Below are 20838 nucleotides of genomic sequence, written 5' to 3' on the forward strand. Positions count from 1 at the left end.
GTCAGCCGAAGGCCGCCTGCATGTACGGCAGTTACCAACCCGAGTGATCAAGTACGAGGCGCCGTTCGAGGCACCAGGTTAAAGATCAAGCTAGGGCCTGGACGGGACGGGATGCGGTCAGGGCGTGACGAGCAGCACCTTGCCGACGTGGCCGCTCTCCTCGACCACCCGGTGGGCGGCGGCCGCGTCGCTCATGGGGATCTCGCGGTCGACGACGGGGCGGACGTGGCCGGCGGCCAGCAGGGGCCAGACGTGCTCGCGGACGGCCGCGACGATCGCCGCCTTCTCGCCGAGGGGGCGCGCCCTGAGCGAGGTCGCGCTGATCGCGGCGCGCTTGCTCAGGAGCGCTCCGATGTTCAGCTCACCCTTCACCCCGCCCTGCATGCCGATGATCGCGAGGCGGCCGTTGACGGCGAGGCTCTGGACGTTGCGCTCCAGGTACTTGGCGCCCATGTTGTCGAGGATGACGTCGGCCCCGGCCCCGTCCGTGGCCTTATTGACCTCGGCGACGAAGTCCTGTTCGCGGTAGTTGATCAGCACGTCCGCGCCCAGCTCGGCGCACCGCCGCAGCTTCTCCTCGGTGCCCGCGGTGACGACGACCTTGGCGCCGACGGCCTTGGCCAGCTGGATCGCCATGGTGCCGATGCCGCTGGAGCCGCCGTGCACCAGCAGCGTCTCGCCGGGGCGCAGGTGGGCGATCATGAAGACGTTCGACCACACCGTGCAGGTCACCTCGGGGAGCGCGGCGGCCTGTACGAGGCCGACGCCCTCGGGGACGGGCAGCAGCTGCCCGGCCGGGACGGCGACCTTCTCCGCGTATCCGCCGCCCGCGAGCAGCGCGCACACCTCGTCACCGACGGCCCAGCCGCCGACGCCCGGGCCGAGCGCGGCGATGCGCCCGGAGCACTCCAGACCGGGGTAGGGCGACGCGCCCGGGGGCGGGTTGTAGAAGCCCTGCCGCTGCAGGATGTCGGCACGGTTGACGGCGCCGGCCGCCACCTCGACCAGGACCTCGCCCTCGCCGGGCACGGGGTCGGGGACCTCCTCCCACACCAGCGCCTCGGGACCACCAGGTTCGGGAATCGTGATCGCATGCATGAGGAGGACGCTACTCCTGCGTCTCCGCCCACGACGCCTGCGTCTCCGGTCGGACCCGCGTCGGTCATTTCGACCGATCCCGCGGAAAACCCTGTGCGCGACCGATGAGTTTGCGCGACGGTGAAGGTCTCCCCCTGCGTCACCCACATGCGCGGAAGGACACCCCACCATGAGCCAGCACACCGCCGGCCTGGCCATCGAGACCGCGGGCCTGGTGAAGACGTTCGGCGAGACCAGGGCCGTGGACGGCGTCGACCTCGCCGTGCCCGCCGGCACGGTCTACGGCGTCCTCGGACCCAACGGCGCCGGCAAGACCACCACGGTCAAGATGCTCGCCACCCTCCTGCGGCCCGACGGCGGCGAGGCCCACGTCTTCGGCCACGACGTCGTCCGCGAGGCCGACGAGGTGCGCGGCCGGGTCAGCCTCACCGGGCAGTACGCGTCGGTGGACGAGGACCTCACCGGCACCGAGAACCTGGTGCTGCTGGGCCGGCTCCTCGGGCACGGCAAGAAGGCCGCCCGACAGCGGTCGGCGCAGCTGCTGGAGGCGTTCGGACTCACCGACGCGGCCGGGAAGCAGGTCAAGCACTACTCGGGCGGCATGCGGCGCCGCATCGACATCGCCGCGTCCATCCTCAGCACGCCCGACCTGCTCTTCCTGGACGAACCGACCACCGGTCTCGACCCGCGCAGCCGCAACCACGTGTGGGACATCGTGCGGGCGGTCGTCGCGCAGGGCACCACCGTGCTGCTGACCACGCAGTACCTGGACGAGGCCGACCAGCTGGCCTCCCGGATCGCCGTCATCGACCGCGGCAGGGTGATCGCCGAGGGCACGAAGGGCGAGCTGAAGGCGTCCGTGGGCGCCGGGTCCGTCCATCTGCGGCTGCGCGAGGCGGCGCAGCGGTCCGAGGCGGCGGAGGTGCTGCGGCGGGTGCTGGGCGCGTCCGTGCAGCCCGAACCCGACCCGGTGGCCCTGACGGCCCGGCTGGGCGTCGCGGCAAGCGGCACGGCCGCCGAGCAGGCCGCGCGGGCCCTCTCCGAGCTCGCCCGGGCGGGGATCACCGTCGACAACTTCTCGCTGGGCCAGCCCAGCCTCGACGAGGTCTTCCTCGCCCTCACCGGACACGACACGCGCACCACGGCCGACGACGCGAACACCGACCCGAAGGACGAGGTGGCGGCATGAGCACCGCGACGACCAACGAAGCCCAGGACCTCGCCCCGGTCAGCGCCGACTCCCTCGCCGCACTCCTCGTCGCCAAGGAGCGCCCGCCGCGCCCGAGCGCCTGGTCGGCCTCCCTCACCTTCGGCTGGCGGGCCGTCCTGAAGATCAAGCACGTGCCGGAGCAGCTCTTCGACGTCACCGCCTTCCCGATCATGATGGTGCTGATGTACACGTACCTCTTCGGCGGCGCCCTGGCCGGATCGCCGGAGGAGTACATCCAGTTTCTGCTGCCGGGCATCCTCGTGATGTCGGTCGTGATGATCACCATGTACACGGGCGTCTCGGTGAACACGGACATCGAGAAGGGCGTGTTCGACCGGTTCCGCTCGCTGCCGATCTGGCGGCCGTCGACGATGGTCGGCTACCTCCTCGGCGACGCCCTGCGCTACACCATCGCCTCCGTGGTGATGCTCACCGTCGGCATGATCCTCGGCTACCGCCCGGACGGCGGGGTCGGCGGCGTCGTCGCCGGGATCGCCCTGCTGGTCGTCTTCTCCTTCGCGTTCTCCTGGATCTGGACGATGTTCGGTCTGCTGCTGCGCACCGAGAAGTCCGTGATGGGCGTCAGCATGATGGTGATCTTCCCGCTGACCTTCCTGTCCAACGTGTTCGTCGACCCGAAGACCATGCCCGGCTGGCTCCAGGCGTTCGTCAACAACAGCCCGGTGACCCATCTGTCGTCCGCGGTGCGCGGGCTGATGGCGGGCGACTGGCCGACCGCCGAGATCGCCTGGTCGCTGGGGTGGGCGGGCCTGTTCGTGCTGGTCTTCGGGCCGGTGACGATGCGGCTGTACAACCGCAAGTAGGGCACGGCCCGGTTCAGAAGCGGGGTGCCGTCGGCGGCTCCGGCGGCACCCGGACGATGGTGACCACACGGTCCGTCAACTCCAGGACGCCGATCGCCGGATCGTCGTAGGCGAGCACCCGGTGGCCGCGCAGGACGCTCACCACCAGGTCATCCGTCTCCCGCGGGGTGCGCCCCGACTCGGCCTTGGTGACCGGGCGTTCGACGAGGTCCACGCCGCTGCCCTGGTGCATGAGGTCCTCCATGACCCGGCCGGCCGCGGGGCTGAGCACAGACAGGCCGAGGAGCCGCCCGGCCGCGCCGGCACTGGTGATGACCTCGTCGGCGCCGGACTGCCGCAGCAACGGCGCGTTCTCCTCCTCCCGCACGGCGGCCACGATCTTCACGCGGGGGTTGAGCTGGCGGGCGGTCAGGGTGACGAGGACGGAGGTGTCGTCGCGTTCCGTCGCGATGATGATCTTTCCGGCCCGCTGCACCTCGGCCCGCCGCAGCACGTCACTGCGCGTCGCGTCGCCGACCACGCCCTCGTAGCCCTCGGCCGTGGCCGCGGCGATCATCTTGGCACCAGGGTCGATGACGACGACCTGCTCCTTCCGCAGCCCCGAGGCACAGGCGGTGCGGATCGCGGCCCGCCCCTTCGTGCCGAAGCCGACGACGACAGTGTGGTCGCGCAAGGGGACCTCCGGGATACTGGGCTGAACCTCGGTGCGGACGGGGTGTTGCATGCTGACGGGTACGACCCGCCAGGAACCATGGTGCCCACCGATCGGATGACCACCGCAGGGGGCACACAATGCGAGACGACGAACGACAGCCGACCGGGACGCGACGACTCTCCCTCCTCAAGTCGCTCTGGTACCACTCGCGCGCCGAGGCCCGCGACGACGCCGAGGCCGGCCGCTCCATCACGATGCCACTGCAGAGCGGCCTCCCTCCGCTCCAGCAGGTGCTGCGACGCCTCGCTCTGGCCCTGTTGGTGCTGGCTCTCACGACCCTCATCGTCTACCTCGACCATGACGGCTACAACGACAACTCCGACGGCTCCGTCGATCTCCTCGACGCCGCCTACTACGCCACGGTCACCCTCTCCACCACCGGCTACGGCGACATCACGCCCGTCAGCGACGCGGCCCGGCTCATCAACATCCTCGTCATCACCCCGATGCGCGTGCTGTTCCTGATCATCCTGGTCGGCACGACCCTGGAAGTGCTCACCGAGCGCACCCGTCAGCAGGTGCGGGTCCACCGCTGGCGCACCCGCACCCGCGATCACGTCGTGGTCGTCGGTTACGGCACCAAGGGCCGCCACGCGGTGCAGACCCTCGTCGGGCAGGGCATCGCGAAGGAACAGATCGTCGTGGTGGACGCCCAGCGCAAAGCCACGCTGGCGGCAGGGGACGACGGGCTGGTGGCGGTGACCGGGGACGCCACCCGGTCCGAGACCCTCCTCAGGGCGGAGGCCCAGAACGCCGCCCGCGTGATCGTCGCGCCGCAACGCGACGACACCGCCGCCCTGGTCACCCTCACCGCCCGCCAGCTCAACCGGCGCGCCACGATCGTCGCCGCCGCCCGGGAGGACGAGAACGTACCGCTGCTCAAGCAGAGCGGCGCGGACACCGTGGTGACCAGTTCCAGCTCCGCCGGCCGACTGCTCGGGGTGTCCATGGTCAGCCCGACCGTGGCGAGGACCCTGGAGGATCTGATGACCCTCGGCAGCGGCCTGGACCTGCTCGAACGTCCCATCACCCCGGAAGAGGCCGGACGGCCGCCACGCGACTGCGCGGACCTCGTCGTGGCCGTCGTCCGGGGCAAGGAACTCCTGAACTTCGGTGACCCCCGGCTCACGGAGCTCCAGCCCCGAGACCGTCTCATCACGGTGAGCCGGGCGACCGCCAACGAGCACGCGTGACCGGGGTGGCCGAGGCTGGGGCACGGCCACTATCCGAACGTTTCACGTGAAACAGACCCAGAGGGTCCATCGACATGTTTCACGTGAAACGGACGCAGATGGCGCAGGGCCCTGTTTCACGTGAAACAGGACCCGATCCCGGCCGTAGCCCACGGCAGGTCGAGCAGTTCCGCTTCCTCACCGGCCGCTGTCCCGCCCGGCGGCACGACGGCGAGGGCGTCGGCCACCGCGATCCCTCGCAGCATCGCCGGGCCGTTGTAGTGCAGCGGCACGGCATGGTCGCCGCGCAGGACGACCGGGATGAGCCGGGTGTCGTACGGGTGCCCGTGCGCCGCATCCCTCAGCGGCAGTGTGTACGGCTCCGGGGCCGGATGGGCGGCGAGTGTACGCAGCAGCGGCTCGGCGAGCGTCAGCAGGCCGGAAACGGCAGCGAGGGGGTTGCCGGGCAAGCCGACGAGGTGCTGTTCGTCCCGGAGGCGGGCCAGCAGCATCGGGTGGCCGGGGCGCACCTGGACGCCGTCGACCAGGAGCTCCGCGCCGATGCGGCGCAGGGTGGGGTGAACGTGGTCGACGGGGCCCGCGGCCGTGCCGCCGGTGGTGACGATCAGGTCGGCCGCGGACGTCGTCAGGGCCTGGTGCAGGGCCTCCGCGTCGTCGCCCAGCCTGCGCAGCGCCACCACCTCGGCGCCGAGCGCGCGCAGCCACGGCGGCAGCATCGGGCCGAGTGCGTCCCGGATGAGGCCGTCGTGCGGGCGTCCCTCGGTGAGCAGTTCGTCGCCCAGGACGAGCACCTCGACCCGGGGCCTGGGGACGGCGGCCAGCGTGTCGTAGCCGGCGGCCGCGGCGAGCCCCAGGACAGCCGGGGTGACCACCGCTCCGGTGGGCAGCAGTTGGTCACCGCTACGGCACTCCTGGCCGCGTGGCCGGATGTCCTGGCCGTGCTGAACATCCCGGGTGGGATGCAGTCGGCCCTTCTCGTCGGTGCGGCCGTGCTCGCTGCGCAGCACCGCGGTGGTGTCCGGCGGGATGCGGGCGCCGGTCGCGATACGGACGGCCTCCCCGTCGGTGAGCGGCGTGGGCTCGGCATGCCCGGCCAGGACGCCCTCGTCCCGTACGTCCCAGGGACCGGGGCCGGCGACCGCCCAGCCGTCCATCGCCGAGGTGTCGAAGGAGGGCAGGTCGGTGAGGGCGGTGAGGGGGGCGGCCAGGACGAGACCGAGGGCGTCGCCGAGGGTCACCGAGACGGGGGTGCGGCGGGCGGCGAGGGAGCGGGCGGCACGGCCCGCGATCGCGCGGGCCTCGGCCCAGGGAGTCGCCCGATGGCCGGACCGCCCGTCGTGGGGGGTGTGGGAGGCGCGGGACCGGTGCCCGTCGCCGTGCCCCTCACCGTGCGCGGCGCCGCTGTCGCCGGGCGGGCGCGGGGAGCTGTTGCCGTCCTTCACGAGGGCGAGCGCCTCCTCGACATCGAGGTCATCGGCGTCCTGGCCGTCCCGGATGCCCGGGGCGGTCATCCGGCGTCCGGGCGGGTGTCGGGCGTGGCGTCGGGAGCCACGTCGGCCTGGCCGTCGGTGCGCTCCTCGGCCCAGCGCGCGGCCAGGGCGGCGGCCTTGCGGGCGGCCTCCGCGACGGCTTCGGGGCCGCCCTGGGCCCGCGCGGCGGCGTAGCCGACCAGGAAGGTGGTCAGTGGGGCCGCAGGCCGGTCCACTCCGTGGGCGGCGTCGCGGGCGAGGTCGAGGAGGAGGCGGATGTCGACATCGAGGTCGATGCCGAGCTCATCCTTGACTGCGGTGATCCATTCATCCAACACGTGGCCATGCTCCCTGATACGTGCCCTGGCGGTGGCGATGTCGTCCCAGGTGTCGCAGTCGAAGGACGCGACGGGGTCGGGGACGCGGGTGAGGTCGAGCCCGGCGGTCAGCCGGCGCAGGGGGAGGCCGGTGAGGCCGCCCCGCTCCCCGCCGAGCGCCGCCAGTTCGCGGCGCAGGGCGGCCGTGCGGTACGCGGCGACGAGCGGCTGGTCACGGCCGTCGGCGTCGGTGAGCAGCGCGCCCTCGGTGCCGCTGTCGCCCAGGGCCGCCAGCAGCTGCCCCACGGTGTCGGCGGCGAGGAAGGGCAGGTCGGCGGAGAGGACGACGACGCGCTCGGCTGTGGCGTGGCGCAGCCCGGCCCCCAGGGCCGCGAGGGGGCCCGCGCCGGGCGGGTCCTCACGCGTCCACCGCACCGGGCGGACGGTGGGCCGGGGGTCGGCGACGACGACGGTCGTCCGAGCGGCGGCGCAGGCGGCCAGCACGCGGTCGAGCAGCGCGCGCCCGCCCACCCGCACGGCGGGCTTGTCGGCGCCGCCGAGGCGGCGGGCGCCGCCCCCGGCGAGGACGACGGCGTCGTACGCGCCGGAGGCCCGGCCCGGCGGGCTGCCGGGAGCCGGGCCTGTGTCACGGGCGCCGGGAGGCGCGTTCGAGGTCACTCCCCGAGTATGCGCGGCCCGCCGACCTCAGGGAACGCGGCAGGCCCGGGATCACAGTGTGCGCAGCAACACCGCCGGCTGTTCCACGCAGTCCGCCACGTAACGCAGGAAGCCGCCCGCCGTACCGCCGTCGCACACGCGGTGGTCGAACGTGAGCGAGAGCTGCACGACCTGACGCACGGCCAGTTCGCCCTCATGAACCCACGGCTTGGGGACGATGCGGCCGACGCCGAGCATGGCCGCCTCGGGGTGGTTGATGATCGGGGTGGAGCCGTCGACGCCGAACACGCCGTAGTTGTTCAACGTGAAGGTGCCACCGGTCAGTTCACCCGGGGTGAGGGTCCCCGCCCGGGCGCTCTCGGTGAGGCGGGCGAACTCCGCGGTGAGCCCCTCGGCGTCCCGGGCGTGCGCGTCGCGGACGACGGGGACGACGAGCCCCCGCTCGGTCTGCGCGGCGAACCCGAGGTGGACGTGGTCGAACCGGACGACCTCCCTCGCCTCCTGGTCGACCGTGGAGTTCAGCTCCGGGAAGCGAGCCAGGGCAGCGGTGCAGATCCGGGCCATCAACGCGAGGACGGAGATCTTCGGGCCGCCGGCGGTGTTCATCGCCGCCCGGGCGCGCATCAGCTCCGTCGCGTCGGCGTCCACCCAGCAGGTCGCGTCGGGGATCTCCCGGCGGCTGCGGGAGAGCTTGTCGGCGACGGCACCGCGAACGCCCTTGAGGGGGATGCGGACACCGCCGGGGGCCGGAGCCGAGGTGGCGGGGACGGAAGCGGCGGGGACCGGGGCGGTCGTCGCCGGCGCCACGCGCGCGGGCGGCTCGGGCGACGGTGCCGCCGGGCGGCCCTGCGCGGCGGCCCGGAGCGCGTACTCGACGTCGGCCCGCAGGATCAGCCCGTCGGGCCCGGAACCGGTCAGCTCCCTCAGGTCGAGACCGTTCTCCCGGGCGAGCCGGCGGACGAGCGGGGAGATCACGGGCACGGGGCCGTCCACCGGGCCCGTGGCCTCGCCGGAGCCGCCCCGCTGCCCGTCGGCCGCCGCGGCGACGGCGGGCCCCGGCCGTGCGGAGGCCGGCACGGCGGCGTCCGGCAGGACGGGCTCCCGCCGTACGGCTTCGGACCGTGCCGCCGGTGCCGGCTGCGCGGGCGCGGGACGCACCCTGCGGCGCCGGGCGGGCGCGTCCGAGGTGCCGTACCCCACCAGCACGTTGCCCGAGCCCTGGGTGTTCGCGTCGTCCGACGCACAGCCGGAGGCGGTCTCGCCGACCGCGACCGTCAGCAGCGGGGCGCCGACGGGCAGTTCGGCGCCCTCCTCGCCGAAGCGGGCGGTGACCACACCGCCGTAGGGGCAGGGCACCTCGACCATCGCCTTGGCCGTCTCCACCTCGACGACCGGCTGGTCGACGGCGACGACGTCACCGACCTGGACCAGCCAGCGCACGATCTCCGCCTCGGTGAGCCCCTCCCCGAGGTCGGGCAGCTTGAACTCCAGCACCTGCGCCATCAGCTCTCGGCCTCCCACTGCAGACGCGCCACGGCGTCCAGGATGCGGTCGACGCCGGGCAGGTGGTGCCGCTCCAGCATCGGCGGCGGATAGGGGATGTCGAACCCGGCGACGCGCAGCACCGGTGCCTCCAGGTGGTGGAAGCAGCGCTCCGTGACACGGGCCGCGATCTCCCCGCCCGGACCTCCGAAGGAGCCCGATTCGTGCACGACGACCGCGCGGCCGGTCCGCCGTACCGAGGCGCAGACCGTCTCGTCGTCGAACGGCACCAGGGAGCGCAGATCGACGACTTCGAGGTCCCAGCCCTCGGCGCGTGCCGCCTCGGCGGCTTCGAGGCAGACCGGCACCGACGGCCCGTACGTGATCAGGGTGGCGCTCCGGCCCGGGCGCCGCACCACCGCGCGGCCGATCGGGTCGACCGTCTGCGGGTCCTCCGGGTTCCAGGCGTCCTTGGACCAGTACAGACGCTTGGGTTCCAGGAAGACGACCGGGTCGTCGGAGGCGATCGCGGCGCGCAGCAGGCCGTAGGCGTCGGCGACGGTGGCGGGCGTGACGACATGGAGCCCCGGAGTCGCCATGTAGTACGCCTCGGAGGAGTCGCTGTGGTGCTCGACGCCGCCGATGCCGCCGCCGTAGGGCACGCGGACGGTGATCGGCAGCGGCATGCGGCCCCGGGTGCGGTTACGCATGCGGGCGACATGGCTGATGAGCTGCTCGAACGCCGGGTAGGCGAAGGCGTCGAACTGCATCTCCACGACCGGCCGCAGGCCGTACATGGCCATGCCGACGGCGGTGCCGAGGATGCCCGCCTCGGCGAGCGGGGTGTCCGTGCAGCGGTCCTCGCCGAACTCCTTGGCGAGTCCGTCGGTGACCCGGAAGACGCCGCCGAGGGTGCCGACGTCCTCACCCAGGACGTGCACGGACGGGTCGGCGGCCATCGCGTCGCGGAGAGCGCGCGTGAGGGCCTGCGCCATGGTGGCGGGCTTGACGGCCACGGTGGTCATCAGTGCGCCCCTTCCTGTTCCGCCTCGAGCTCCGCCCGCAGCAGGGCGCGCTGCTCCCGCAGTTGGGAAGTGGTCTCCGCGTACACGTGGTCGAACAGGTCCGTGGGGTCGAGCGACGGGTCCTGGTTCATCCGGGCCCGCAGGTCCGCGGCCATGGTCTCGGCGGCGTCCCGCGCGGCCTGCTTCGCCTCCTCGTCGAGCAGCCCGCGCGCGGTCAGCTCGCGTTCCAGCAGCAGGATCGGGTCGTGCTCGCGCCACGTCTCGACTTCTGCGTCGCCGCGGTAGCGGGTCGCGTCGTCGGCGTTGGTGTGGGCGTCGATGCGGTAGGTGACCGCCTCGACGAGCGTCGGGCCGCCGCCCGCGCGCGCCTGCCGTACGGCGTCGCTCAGCACCTCGTGCACGGCGGCCGCGTCGTTGCCGTCGACCAGCCGGCCCGGCATGCCGTATCCGACGGCCTTGTGGGCCAGGGAGGGCGCCGCGGTCTGCTTGGCGAGCGGTACGGAGATGGCGAAGCCGTTGTTCTGGACGAGGAAGACGACCGGGGCCTGCCAGACGGCGGCGAAGTTCAGCGCCTCGTGGAAGTCGCCCTCGCTGGTGCCGCCGTCGCCGACCATGGCGAGGGCGACCACGTCGTCGCCCTTGAGACGGGCGGCGTGGGCGAGGCCCACAGCGTGCGGGAGCTGGGTGGCGAGCGGGGTGCACAGGGGCGCCACGCGGTGCTCGTAGGGGTCGTAGCCGGTGTGCCAGTCACCGCGCAGCAGGGTCAGGGCCTCGACGGGGTCCACGCCGCGCGCGACGGCCGCGAGGGTGTCGCGGTAGCTGGGGAAGAGCCAGTCCCGCTCCTCGAGGACCAGCGCTGCGGCGACCTCGCAGGCCTCCTGACCGGTGCTGGAGGGGTAGACAGCGAGACGGCCCTGCTTGGTGAGGGCGGTGGCCTGCGTGTTGTACCGACGGCCGCGCACCAGCTGCGCGTAGAGCCGGCGCAGCAGCTCCGGGTCGGCCTGCGCGGCCGCCTCGGTGCCGAGGACGCGGTGGGGTTCGGCGTCGGGCAGCAGCGGCGCGGGGTCGGTACGGGGCTGCCAGGCGGGCGGCGGTGTCGGCCGGTACGCGCCCCGCTGCTCCATCACCGTCATGACGGCACCTCCTCATGGGAGTGGCTACGGGAGGCGTGTCGGCTGTGACCCGCCTCACCTACCGATTGTTCGGTCGTCGGCACATTTTGGCTACAGGCACCCTCAGGCTGTGGACAAACGGTTCTGCACAGCCTGAGATGGACGCAGGACGTCCACGGCGGAGAGGTGGGGGGACATGGCATCTGAACAAATGGCCGACGGCCCGGACGGCGGGGCCCCGCTGCCACCGCCCCGCCCGCTCGACGCCATCGACCAGGACATCCTGCGGATGCTCCAGGCGGACGGCCGCGCCTCGATACGGTCGGTCGCCGAGCGGGTCCACGTCTCGCGCGCCAACGCCTACGCACGCATCAACCGGCTCCTCGACGACGGCGTCATCCGCGGCTTCGGCGCCCGCGTCGACCACGAACGCGCGGGCCACGGCACGTCCGCGTACATCACCCTGAAGATCGTCCAGAACTCCTGGCGCACGGTGCGCGAGCAGCTCAGACAGCTGCCGGGCGCCTCGCACATCGCCCTCGTCGGGGGCGATTTCGACGTCCTGCTCCTGGTGCACACCCCCGACAACAGGGCCCTGCGCGAACTGGTCCTCACCCGGCTCCAGGCGATCCCCGAGGTGCTCAGCACGCGCACGCTGCTGGTGTTCGAGGAGGAGGACCTGGAGCCCCAGGGATGAGGCCGGAGCCACGGGGGTGGGGTCGAGCCGCAGGGGTGGGGCTGAGCCACAGGGGTGAGGCCTGAGCCATAGGGGGAGGGCTGAGCCATAGGGGGAGGGCTGAGCCATAGGAGGAGGGCTGAGCCATAGGAGGAGGGCTTACCAAAGCGGGCCCGAGCCACATCGGGGCCCGAGCCGCATGAGAGTGCTGAGCCACATGAGGGGCTCAAGCCGCATGAGGGGTCGGAACCGCATGAGGGGACCGAACCCCATGAGGATGGCCGAGCCAGGTGGAGGCAAGCCACATAGGGGCCCCGGCCACAGGCATGAGGCCCGGAGCCTGCCGACGGCTCAGGAGCCGCCGTCGGCCTTCTCGCGACCTGATCTGGCCCGCCGGACCGGCCCTAGCCGGTGGTGTCCGCCTGCCCCTCCGAGCGCAGCCCGGTGAACACCAGCCGCACCACCGCGTCCGCCACTTCCCGGACGCCCATCCCCCGGCCGTCCGGGCGGTACCACTCGACGATCGAGTTGATCATTCCGAAGACCAGTCGGGTCGCCAGGCGCACCTCCACGTCGCCGCGCACGCTGCCGTCCGCGGCGGCCGCCTTGAGCAGGGCGGCCACCCGGTGGTCGAAGTCGCGGCGCCGCTCCAGCGCCCACCGTTCGGTGTCGGTGTTGCCGCGCACGCGCAGCAGCAGCGTCACGTAGGGCAGCTCGGCTATCAGCACCTCGACCATGCGCCGGACGACGTGCTCCAGGCGGTCGACGGGGTGCCCCACGCGCGCGGGCTCCTCGTCGAGGATGCCGAAGAGACCGTCCAGCGCCCGGCTGACGGCGCGGCGCAGCAGCTCCTCCTTGCCGGTGACGTGGTGGTAGATCGACGACTTGGAGATGCCGGCCGCCTTGGAGAGGTGCTCCATGGAGGTGCCGTCGTAGCCGCGCTCGTTGAAGACCTGCACGGCGACGGAGAGCAGCGTCTCCGGGGTGTAGGTGTCGCGCTTGGCGGTGGTCACGAGGCGCCCTCCCGCTTCTCGGTGGCGTAGGAGTGCCGGTACAGCGCGAGGGAGGGCGCGTAGCGGCCGGACGGGTCGCGTTCGTGCAGGTCGTCGAGGAGGGAGCAGGCCCAGTTGCGGCCCAGCCTGCGGCTCCACTCGAAGGGGCCCAGGGGGTAGCTCACACCCAGGCGCATCGCGGTGTCGACGTCCTCCTCGGTGGCCACGCCCTTGGCGACGGCGTCGTACGCGAGGTCCACGATCCGCGCGACCGTACGGGCGACGATCATGCCGGGGACGTCGCCGATGACGCTGACGTCCTTGCCGAGCGCCTGGAACAGGCCGATGGCCTCGGACAGGGCCTGCGGGGAGGTGTCCTGGGAGGCGGACAGGGCGACACGGGTGGCCTTGCGGTAGTCCAGGGCGAGATCGAAGTAGACGACATCGCGGAACTCGACGGAGGTCTGCCCGTCGGCGAGCGCGAGCTGGCCGTCGCTCGGCAGCACCAGGCGGGTGCCGTGGTCCTCTTCCTCCTCGCGGACCTGGATGCCCGCCTCGCGGATCATCGCCAGCAGCTCGGAGGCCGGGCCCAGGTCGCCCTCGGCCACGACGTAGGCGGGCGGCCGGTGCTTCTCCGCCGTGTGCGGCTCCGCGCGCTCGGCGCCGTCGCGGTAGTCGTACCAGCCCTGACCGGTCTTGCGGCCGAGCCGGCCGGACTCGACCAGGCGGCGCTGCGCGAGGGAGGGGGTGAACCGCACGTCCTGGAAGAAGGACTGCCACACGGAGTGGGTGACGGACTCGTTGACGTCCTGCCCGATCAGGTCGGTCAGTTCGAAGGCGCCCATCCGGAAGCCGCCGGACTCCCGCAGGACGGCGTCGATGGTGGCCGGGTCGGCGCCCTGGGCCTCGTAGACGGCGAAGGCCTCGGCGTAGAAGGGCCGCGCGATGCGGTTGACGATGAAGCCGGGGGTGTCGGCGCAGGCGACCGGGGTCTTGCCCCAGGCGCGGGCGGTCTCGTACGCGCGCGTGGCCGAGGTGACGTCGGTGGCGAAGCCGGAGACGACCTCGACGAGCGGCAGCAACGGTGCGGGATTGAAGAAGTGCAGGCCGACGAAGCGGCCCGGGTTGCGCAGCGCGCCGCCGATGGCCGTCACCGACAGGGAGGAGGTGTTGGTGGCGAGCAGACAGTCGTCGCCGACGACGTCCTCCAGCGCCCGGAACAGTTCCTGTTTGACGTCCAGCCGCTCCAGGACGGCCTCCACCACCAGCGCGCAGTCCGCGAGCCCGTCGAGGGTCTCGACGGGGGCGAGGCGGGCGCGCGCGGCGTCCCGCTCGGCGGCGGTGAGCCGGTCCTTCTCGACGAGCCGGTCGAGGCGGGCGCCGATCGCGACGGCCGCTTCCCGGGCGCGTCCGGCGACGGCGTCGTACAGCCGCACGGGGTGGCCCGCGACCAGCGCGACCTGGGCGATGCCCTGGCCCATGGTGCCGGTGCCGACGACGGCCACGGGGCTGCTGAGGTCGAGTGCTGTCATGTGCGCGATCCTCCCGCACGGGGTTTTCCACAGATGCGGCGGTCCCCCTTGTCCCGACCGATCGTTCGGTTACTCTAACTCTGACCGCCTGTTCCTGTCCTTGTTTCGCACAGGTCATGAGCTCGACGAAGAGTTCTCCAGACGAGGAGTTGGTCCCGCATGGCCGCCGCACTCACCCCCCACGATCTGATCGCCAAGCACCGGCCCACCCTCGACCAGGCCCTGGAGGCGATCCGCACCCGCGCGTACTGGTCCCCGCACCCCGAGCACCCCAAGGCCTACGGGGAGCACGGCAGCCTGGACGCCGCCGCGGGCAAGGCCGCCTTCGACGCCCTGCTCGGCACCCGCCTCGACCTGGACCAGCCCGGCACGGACGACTGGGTCGGCGGCGAGGTCTCCCCGTACGGCATCGAACTGGGCGTGACCTACCCGCACGCGGACATCGACACGCTCCTGCCCGCCATGAAGGCCGGGCAGCGCGCCTGGCGGGACGCGGGCGCGGAGGTCCGCGCGGTGGTCTGCCTGGAGATCCTCAAGCGGATCAGCGACCGGACCCACGAGTTCGCTCACGCGGTCATGCACACCTCCGGCCAGGCCTTCATGATGGCGTTCCAGGCGGGCGGCCCCCACGCCCAGGACCGCGGCCTGGAGGCGGTGGCGTACGCGTACGCGGAGCAGGTCCGCACGCCGCACACGGCCGAGTGGAACAAGCCGCAGGGCAAGCGCGACCCGCTCGCGCTCACCAAGAGCTTCACGCCGGTCCCGCGCGGGATCGCCCTGGTCATCGGCTGCAACACCTTCCCGACGTGGAACGGCTACCCGGGCCTCTTCGCCTCCCTGGCCACGGGCAACGCGGTCCTGGTCAAGCCCCACCCGCGCGCGGTGCTGCCGCTGGCGCTCACCGTGCAGGTCGCCCGACAGGTGCTCGCCGAGGCCGGTTTCGCCCCCGACCTGGTCGCGCTGACCGCCGAGCGGCCCGGCGAGGGCATCGCCAAGATCCTGGCCACCCGCCCCGAGATCCGGATCATCGACTACACCGGTTCCACGGCCTTCGGCGACTGGCTGGAGGCCAACGCCCGCCAGGCGCAGGTGTACACGGAGAAGGCCGGCGTCAACACGGTCCTCGTGGAGTCCACCGCCGACTACAAGGGGATGCTGGCCAACCTTGCCTTCTCGCTTTCGCTCTACAGCGGCCAGATGTGCACCACCCCGCAGAACCTGCTGATCCCCCGGGAGGGCATCAGCACCGACGAGGGCCCCCGGACCTACGACGAGGTCGTCGCCGACCTCGCCCGCTCGGTGGACGGCCTCCTCGGTGACGACGCGCGCGCGAACGCACTGCTCGGCGCGATCGTCAACCCGGACGTCAAGGCCCGCCTGGAGGCCGCGGCGGGGCTCGGCGAGGTGGCGCTCGCCTCCCGCGAGGTGGCCAACCCGGAGTTCCCGGGCGCGGTCGTGCGCACGCCGGTGATCGTGAAACTGGACGGTGCCAAGCCCGACGACGAGGCCGCGTACATGAGCGAGTGCTTCGGCCCGGTCTCCTTCGCCGTCGCCGTCGACTCCGCGTCGGACGCCGTCGAGCTGCTGCGGCGCACGATCCGTGAGAAGGGCGCCATGACGGTCGGCGCGTACACGACCGACGCGGAGGTCGAGCAGGCCGTCCAGGAGGTCTGCCTGGAGGAGGCCGCCCAGCTCTCCCTCAACCTCACCGGCGGGGTCTACGTCAACCAGACGGCCGCCTTCTCCGACTTCCACGGGTCGGGCGGCAACCCGGCGGCGAACGCCGCGCTGTGTGACGGGGCGTTCGTGGCGAACCGCTTCCGGGTCGTCGAGGTGCGCCGGGAGGCCTGAGGGCTCGAAGGCCGGGTGCAGGGCGCGGCCGCGGGCCGTTGTGGCCGGCCGCCCCCAACCGGCGGTAGCCGCATGTCGTCCCGGCCCCGCGCCCCTCAGGGGGCGCCGGGCGCGCCCGCGCTCCAGTGGTAGAGCGTCATCGCCACACTGGTCGCCAGGTTGTAGCTGGAGACCTGGGGGCGCATCGGCAGGGACAGCAGGTGGTCGGCACGCGCGCGCAGTGGAGCGGACAGCCCGCTGCGCTCCGACCCGAAGGCGAGGACGGCGTCGTCCGGGAGCTTCACACCCCGGATGTCCTCGCCCTCCGGGTCGAGCGCGAAGAGCGGACCGGGCGGCAGTTCGCCGACGGTCAGCCGCTCCACGGCGGTCGCGAAGTGCAGCCCCGCCCCGCCGCGCACGACGGTCGGGTGCCAGGGGTCGAGCGTGCCCGTGGTGACCACGCCGGTCGCTCCGAAGCCGGCGGCCAGCCGGATCACGGCTCCCGCGTTGCCCAGGTTGCGCGGCTCGTCGAGGACCACGACGGGCGCGCCGCGCGGCATCCGGGCCAGCGCCCGCAGGTGCGCCTCGCGAGGGGGACGTACGGCCAGCGCGGCCACGGCGGTGGGATGCGGCCGCGGCACCAGCGAGGCGTACGCCTCCTGCGGCACCTCCGTCAGCAGCGCGTCCAGCGTCGCCCGTACGTCGGGCGCGAGCTCGTCGGCCAGGGCGAGCGCGGCCCGCCGGTCCACCGCGACCGCCACCGGGACCTCGGCCCCGAAACGCACGGCGTGCTTCAGGGCGTGGAAGCCGTCGAGCAGCACGGAGGCGTCGGCGAGCCGGCGCCACTGGGCGAGCGGGTCGGTCATGCCGTGAAGCCTACGCGGCTGGGCTCGGCGTCCTCGGCTGTGCGCGGGCCCCGCTGCTCCGGAACGGCGGCGCGAGCCCGCGGCAGCGCCGCCTCACGCACGCGTGCCGTCCATCCGCCCAGCCGGCGCAGGAACGACGTCGGCAGGAAGACCGCGTCCGCCGCGATCATCGCCAGCGAGAAGAACGGCAGGCCGAGGACCACGGCGATCGCCGCGTGCTCGGTCATCATGGCCACGAGCAGGACGTTCTTCACCCGCCGGTTGAACAGCGTGAACGGGAAAGCGACCTGGACGAGGACCGTCCCGTAGGTCACGAGCATCACCATGGTGCCGCTGGAGGAAAGCAGGTCGCCGAGGGCGGGCCAGGGAGAGAAGTACTCGAGGTGCAGCGGGTAGTAGACCGCGGTGCCGTCCTGCCAGCGCGAGCCCTGGATCTTGTACCAGCCGGCCGTCGCGTAGATCAGACAGGCCTCCGCCATGATCACCAGCAGGGCGCCGTTGTGCAGGATGTTGGTGACGACGTCCAGCAGGATCCGGGGCTCGCCGGACCGCGTCAGGCGCCCCACGGCCCACCACAGACCCTGCGCGGCCCAGGCCGCCCACAGGATCACCGGGACGATCAAGTCGCCGTCGAGGCGGCCCGTCCCGGTCGCCGCGACCAGCGCGGCCCCGGACACCCCCCACAGGACGGGCCCGACCCGGTCGGTGACCCGTTCCCCCCGCGCGCGTGCCTCGGCCGCGCGCCGCGCCCGCCGTGCGTCCAGCGACCACACCTGGCCGCAGCGGAGGAACACGAGGTAGATGGACATCAGGTGCAGCACGTTGTCGCCGCCGTCGCCCATGAAGACGCTGCGGTTCTGCAGCGAGAGCACGCCGACCATGAACAGCACCGACATCGTGCGGGTGCGCCAGCCGAGCAGCAGCAACAGGCTCGCCAGAACCGCGAGCAGGTAGACGGCCTCGAACCAGCCGCGCGCGTCCGACCACATCAGGGCCGTGAAGGCGCCGTTGCCGTCGATCAGCCGCCGGCCCAGCTCCCAGCTCCAGGGGCCGTCGGGGCCGTAGAGCTCCTCCCGGTGGGGAAACTCACGCAGAAGGAACAGCAGCCACGTCAGGCTGAGCCCGATGCGGACCACGGCGCTCTGGTATGGAGCGAGCGCGGACTCCGTCACGCGGGCTATCGCGGTGGACACCGACAGGGAGATCCGGTTCATCGCGCGTCTCCCCCGGCGTCGGCGGCCGGCACCGACCACCAGGGCAGCACCCGGTACGTCGGCTCGGACGAGACCTTGTCGGAGCTCCACGGAGGCGCCGGCACGTTGGTCGTACGGGTACGTATCTGGACCCGCTCCACGCGGCCGTCCTTCCCGGCCGCGCCGCCCCGCTCCAGGCGCAGGACGACGATACGGCGCAGATACTCCTCGGAGAGGGCGCTGCGCGGGCCCACCGAGCGGTTGTCGGCGTCGTGCGAGCCCGAGTAGAAGTCCCAGGCCCGGCGCAGTTCGTTCTGCTGGGTGTGGCTGGGCACCAGGTTGCCGTCGATGCTCCGGCCGTCCTGCGCGGACAGGTCGTACCACCCGGTGGTCCGCGAGGAGCCGTCGGCCGTGCGGATGTCGGCGCGGACGTGGACGGCGATGTTCTGCTGCAGCGGGTTCGGCGCGAACAGTTTCCAGTTCTGCTCGAACTCCGGGTAGACCCACTCGTCGATCGCCTCGCCGTGCGTCTTGGTGATCGTGTTGGACGGCGCGACGTGCAGGAACACCATGCCGACGTGCACACAGACGACCACCGCGACGACCGCGAGCGCCAGGGCGGCACCGACCTGGTAACGGGGGGAGAGCGCGGCGACACCGGTGCGGGGGTGCGGCGCGGGGGCGGCGAGGTGACGAGGGGCCGCGTCGGGAGAGACACCGGAGTCGACCCCGGCGCCCTCGGGGAAGGAACCGGCGCGCGCTGCGGAGGTCTCGGCGGAGAAGCCGGCCTGCGCCTCGGCGGACTCACGGGAGAAGGCGGCGCGCACCTCACCGGTGCCGCCGGAGAAAGCGGCCCGCGACTCGGCAGTCCCGCCGGAGAGGTCGGACCGCGCCTCCGCGGTCCCCGTACGCCCGGTGGCCGGGTGGTCCGTCGCCGGCGGCCCGTCCGCGAGCCGCCCCGCCGCAGGCTCCCGCACCGCCTCCGCCTCCGTATCCCGCGGAGCGTCAGAGCCTCCGTCGTACGCGTCCATTCCGCCCCGTTCCCCGATTCCGGTTGGTCTTCCGATGGCTGTACCGCGCCGCGGCGGCCCGTTCGTCCGCATCGCCGCGTCCTCGCGCATCACCGCGCACAGCCGGACGGCCATCGCACGGCCGTCGCACAGTCGTCGCACGGAACGGTACTCAGCCCCACCGACTCCGCGCAGCCCTCCCCCCGGACCCAACGGACGGGCACTCCCGCACAGAACATCCGTTCGATAAGTGTCGATGTGGAACCCGGAGCCGATCCCACGCCCCCCCGCGCGACACCCGGCGAGGCGCACATCGAGGAAGGGGGCCACCACCCACCCGTTCCGCCGCCCCCCGTTCCCTTCTTCTAGAACTTGTTCTATCTTGACGCTCCGTCAGATCCGGCGGGCACCGGATCAGCTGACCCGTCGGGAGGACAAGCCGTGGACTTCACCTTCACCGAGGAGCAGCAGGCGGCGGCCGAGGCCGCACGAGGAGTCCTCGCCGGCGTCGCACCCGACGCCGTGCCCAGCCCCGCCCTCACCAGGGGCCCTGTCGCCGACGACTTCGACCGGGCGCTGTGGGCCACACTCGCCGACGCGGACCTGCTGGGCCTGTTGCTCGCCGAGGAGTACGACGGCGCCGGCCTGGACGCGGTGGCCCTCTGCCTGGTGCTGCGCGAGTCGGCGAAGGTGCTGGCCAGGGTCCCGCTCCTGGAGGCCAGCGCGGCGGCCGCCGCCGTACAGGCCTACGGTGGACCGGAGTTGAAGTCCGCGCTGCTGGCGCGGGTCGGCCGCGGCGAGGTCGTCCTGACCGTCGCCGCGCACGGCCGCACCGGCCACGACGCGGCCGAACTCGCCGTGACCGCCCGCCAGGAGGAAAGAGGCGCCGCCCGCCCGGGCGAAGCCGGAAGTGGCGGAGCCTGGGTGCTGGACGGAGTGCAGACCGCGGTGCCGTGGGCGTACGACGCCGACTTCGTCCTCGTCCCCGCACGCACCGGGGACGGCCGGAGCCTCCTCGCCCTCGTCCCGCGCGGACACGAGGGAACAGCGCTCGCGGAACAGATCTCCACGACCGGCGAACGGCTCGGCGAGCTGCGGCTGGAATCGGCACGGATCCCCGCCCGGGACGTCATCACCGCCGACGGCGCCTGGGAGTGGCTGCGCGGACTGCTGGCCACCGGCACCTGCGCCCTGGCGCTCGGCCTCGGCGAACGGGTCCTGCGGATGACCAGCGACTACACCGGCCGACGGGAACAGTTCGGGCACCCGATCGCCAGCTTCCAGGCCGTCGCCGTCCAGGCCGCCGACCGTTACATCGACCTGCGTGCCATGGAGGTCACCCTGTGGCAGGCCGCCTGGCGGATCGCCTCCGGGGCGCAGGGCGCGCTGCCCGCCGCCGGCGACATCGCCGTGGCCAAGATCTGGGCCTCGGAGGGCGTCCGGCGGATCGTGCAGACCGCACAGCATCTGCACGGCGGCTTCGGCGCCGACGTCGACTACCCGCTGCACCGCTACCACGCCTGGGCCAAACACCTGGAACTGTCCCTCGGCCCGGCCGCGGCGCACGAGGAGACCCTGGGCGACCTGCTGGCCGCCCACCCCCTCGGCTGATCCGG

Annotated in this window: 17 protein-coding genes and 1 pseudogene; 6 read left to right on the forward strand and 12 right to left on the reverse strand. The window is 72.9% G+C overall.

Annotation, left to right across the window (positions count from 1 at the left end; all coding sequences use genetic code 11):
• Window positions 1–117: 117 nt before the first annotated feature.
• Window positions 118–1098 (reverse strand): NAD(P)H-quinone oxidoreductase, encoded by a 981-nt coding sequence (locus ACIHAR_RS22550; RefSeq protein WP_400021328.1) that lies wholly within the window; start codon window positions 1096–1098, stop codon window positions 118–120.
• A gap of 169 nt (window positions 1099–1267) precedes the next feature.
• Between ACIHAR_RS22550 and ACIHAR_RS22555 the strand changes: the two genes are divergently transcribed.
• Entirely contained in the window at window positions 1268–2287 is a 1020-nt protein-coding gene (locus ACIHAR_RS22555; RefSeq protein ID WP_400021330.1) for an ATP-binding cassette domain-containing protein, read from the forward strand.
• Window positions 2284–3132: an ABC transporter permease gene (locus tag ACIHAR_RS22560; RefSeq protein ID WP_365462976.1), complete on the forward strand. Its 849-nt coding sequence runs from the start codon at window positions 2284–2286 to the stop codon at window positions 3130–3132. The genes ACIHAR_RS22555 and ACIHAR_RS22560 overlap by 4 nt, the downstream gene beginning before the upstream one ends.
• A 13-nt stretch (window positions 3133–3145) precedes the next feature.
• On the opposite strand, the pseudogene ACIHAR_RS22565 reads toward ACIHAR_RS22560, so the two are convergent.
• Window positions 3146–3805: pseudogene (locus ACIHAR_RS22565) on the reverse strand (potassium channel family protein); the annotation flags it as partial.
• Between the two features lie 119 nt (window positions 3806–3924).
• Here ACIHAR_RS22565 and ACIHAR_RS22570 point away from each other — a divergent pair.
• Window positions 3925–5040: a potassium channel family protein gene (locus tag ACIHAR_RS22570; protein ID WP_365462973.1), complete on the forward strand. Its 1116-nt coding sequence runs from the start codon at window positions 3925–3927 to the stop codon at window positions 5038–5040.
• Between the two features lie 116 nt (window positions 5041–5156).
• On the opposite strand, the gene ACIHAR_RS22575 is transcribed toward ACIHAR_RS22570, so the two are convergent.
• From ACIHAR_RS22575 to pdhA, 5 genes are read right to left on the reverse strand one after another with little or no spacing between them, the layout of a single operon-like run.
• A complete protein-coding gene (locus ACIHAR_RS22575; RefSeq protein WP_365462970.1) occupies window positions 5157–6551 on the reverse strand; it encodes a molybdopterin molybdotransferase MoeA in 1395 nt (464 codons plus the stop codon).
• On the reverse strand, window positions 6548–7504 hold the full coding sequence (locus ACIHAR_RS22580; RefSeq protein ID WP_365462967.1) for an NTP transferase domain-containing protein: 957 nt from the start codon (window positions 7502–7504) through the stop codon (window positions 6548–6550). The genes ACIHAR_RS22575 and ACIHAR_RS22580 overlap by 4 nt, the downstream gene beginning before the upstream one ends.
• 51 nt (window positions 7505–7555) lie before the next feature.
• A complete protein-coding gene (locus tag ACIHAR_RS22585) occupies window positions 7556–9007 on the reverse strand; it encodes a dihydrolipoamide acetyltransferase family protein (protein WP_400021334.1) in 1452 nt (483 codons plus the stop codon).
• On the reverse strand, window positions 9007–10011 hold the full coding sequence (locus tag ACIHAR_RS22590) for an alpha-ketoacid dehydrogenase subunit beta (protein WP_400021336.1): 1005 nt from the start codon (window positions 10009–10011) through the stop codon (window positions 9007–9009). Before ACIHAR_RS22590 ends, ACIHAR_RS22585 begins: the two co-directional genes overlap by 1 nt.
• Window positions 10011–11144 (reverse strand): pyruvate dehydrogenase (acetyl-transferring) E1 component subunit alpha, encoded by a 1134-nt coding sequence (gene pdhA, locus ACIHAR_RS22595; protein ID WP_400021338.1) that lies wholly within the window; start codon window positions 11142–11144, stop codon window positions 10011–10013. Before pdhA ends, ACIHAR_RS22590 begins: the two co-directional genes overlap by 1 nt.
• Window positions 11145–11334: 190 nt before the next feature.
• Here pdhA and ACIHAR_RS22600 point away from each other — a divergent pair, with 190 nt between their 5' ends.
• Entirely contained in the window at window positions 11335–11820 is a 486-nt protein-coding gene (locus ACIHAR_RS22600; protein ID WP_365463058.1) for an Lrp/AsnC family transcriptional regulator, read from the forward strand.
• A gap of 383 nt (window positions 11821–12203) precedes the next feature.
• Here ACIHAR_RS22600 and ACIHAR_RS22605 read toward each other — a convergent pair whose 3' ends face one another.
• Window positions 12204–12812, reverse strand: coding sequence for a TetR/AcrR family transcriptional regulator (locus ACIHAR_RS22605; protein ID WP_400021340.1), 609 nt, complete (start codon window positions 12810–12812; stop codon window positions 12204–12206).
• Window positions 12809–14323, reverse strand: coding sequence for a 3-hydroxyacyl-CoA dehydrogenase (locus ACIHAR_RS22610; protein WP_400021342.1), 1515 nt, complete (start codon window positions 14321–14323; stop codon window positions 12809–12811). The genes ACIHAR_RS22605 and ACIHAR_RS22610 overlap by 4 nt, the downstream gene beginning before the upstream one ends.
• A 159-nt stretch (window positions 14324–14482) precedes the next feature.
• Between ACIHAR_RS22610 and paaN the strand changes: the two genes are divergently transcribed.
• A complete protein-coding gene (paaN, locus tag ACIHAR_RS22615) occupies window positions 14483–16174 on the forward strand; it encodes a phenylacetic acid degradation protein PaaN (protein ID WP_400021344.1) in 1692 nt (563 codons plus the stop codon).
• Window positions 16175–16269: 95 nt separating this feature from the next.
• On the opposite strand, the gene ACIHAR_RS22620 is transcribed toward paaN, so the two are convergent.
• The 3 genes from ACIHAR_RS22620 to ACIHAR_RS22630 are packed head-to-tail and all read right to left on the reverse strand — an operon-like array spanning window position 16270 to window position 19189.
• The gene (locus tag ACIHAR_RS22620; protein ID WP_400021346.1) at window positions 16270–17019 is read right to left on the reverse strand and encodes a TrmH family RNA methyltransferase; all 750 of its coding nucleotides are present in this window, start codon (window positions 17017–17019) and stop codon (window positions 16270–16272) included.
• Window positions 17016–18233: an HTTM domain-containing protein gene (locus ACIHAR_RS22625; RefSeq protein ID WP_365462943.1), complete on the reverse strand. Its 1218-nt coding sequence runs from the start codon at window positions 18231–18233 to the stop codon at window positions 17016–17018. The genes ACIHAR_RS22620 and ACIHAR_RS22625 overlap by 4 nt, the downstream gene beginning before the upstream one ends.
• On the reverse strand, window positions 18230–19189 hold the full coding sequence (locus tag ACIHAR_RS22630) for a DUF5819 family protein (protein WP_365462940.1): 960 nt from the start codon (window positions 19187–19189) through the stop codon (window positions 18230–18232). The genes ACIHAR_RS22625 and ACIHAR_RS22630 overlap by 4 nt, the downstream gene beginning before the upstream one ends.
• 474 nt (window positions 19190–19663) lie before the next feature.
• Between ACIHAR_RS22630 and ACIHAR_RS22635 the strand changes: the two genes are divergently transcribed.
• A complete protein-coding gene (locus tag ACIHAR_RS22635) occupies window positions 19664–20833 on the forward strand; it encodes an acyl-CoA dehydrogenase family protein (RefSeq protein ID WP_400021349.1) in 1170 nt (389 codons plus the stop codon).
• The last annotated feature ends 5 nt before the right edge of the window (window positions 20834–20838 follow it).

Origin of the sequence: Streptomyces sp. NPDC052016 (assembly GCF_044548445.1) — a bacterium.
Classification (GTDB): domain Bacteria; phylum Actinomycetota; class Actinomycetes; order Streptomycetales; family Streptomycetaceae; genus Streptomyces.

Bases quoted from the DNA above. Each gene is read 5' to 3' on its own strand.
- ACIHAR_RS22550 (WP_400021328.1), bottom strand. From the start codon at position 1,098: ATGCATGCGATCACGATTCCCGAACCTGGTGGTCCCGAGGCGCTGGTG.
- ACIHAR_RS22555 (WP_400021330.1), top strand. From the start codon at position 1,268: ATGAGCCAGCACACCGCCGGCCTGGCCATCGAGACCGCGGGCCTGGTG.
- ACIHAR_RS22560 (WP_365462976.1), top strand. From the start codon at position 2,284: ATGAGCACCGCGACGACCAACGAAGCCCAGGACCTCGCCCCGGTCAGC.
- ACIHAR_RS22570 (WP_365462973.1), top strand. From the start codon at position 3,925: ATGCGAGACGACGAACGACAGCCGACCGGGACGCGACGACTCTCCCTC.
- ACIHAR_RS22575 (WP_365462970.1), bottom strand. From the start codon at position 6,551: ATGACCGCCCCGGGCATCCGGGACGGCCAGGACGCCGATGACCTCGAT.
- ACIHAR_RS22585 (WP_400021334.1), bottom strand. From the start codon at position 9,007: ATGGCGCAGGTGCTGGAGTTCAAGCTGCCCGACCTCGGGGAGGGGCTC.
- ACIHAR_RS22590 (WP_400021336.1), bottom strand. From the start codon at position 10,011: ATGACCACCGTGGCCGTCAAGCCCGCCACCATGGCGCAGGCCCTCACG.
- pdhA (WP_400021338.1), bottom strand. From the start codon at position 11,144: ATGACGGTGATGGAGCAGCGGGGCGCGTACCGGCCGACACCGCCGCCC.
- ACIHAR_RS22600 (WP_365463058.1), top strand. From the start codon at position 11,335: ATGGCCGACGGCCCGGACGGCGGGGCCCCGCTGCCACCGCCCCGCCCG.
- ACIHAR_RS22610 (WP_400021342.1), bottom strand. From the start codon at position 14,323: ATGACAGCACTCGACCTCAGCAGCCCCGTGGCCGTCGTCGGCACCGGC.
- paaN (WP_400021344.1), top strand. From the start codon at position 14,483: ATGGCCGCCGCACTCACCCCCCACGATCTGATCGCCAAGCACCGGCCC.
- ACIHAR_RS22620 (WP_400021346.1), bottom strand. From the start codon at position 17,019: ATGACCGACCCGCTCGCCCAGTGGCGCCGGCTCGCCGACGCCTCCGTG.
- ACIHAR_RS22625 (WP_365462943.1), bottom strand. From the start codon at position 18,233: ATGAACCGGATCTCCCTGTCGGTGTCCACCGCGATAGCCCGCGTGACG.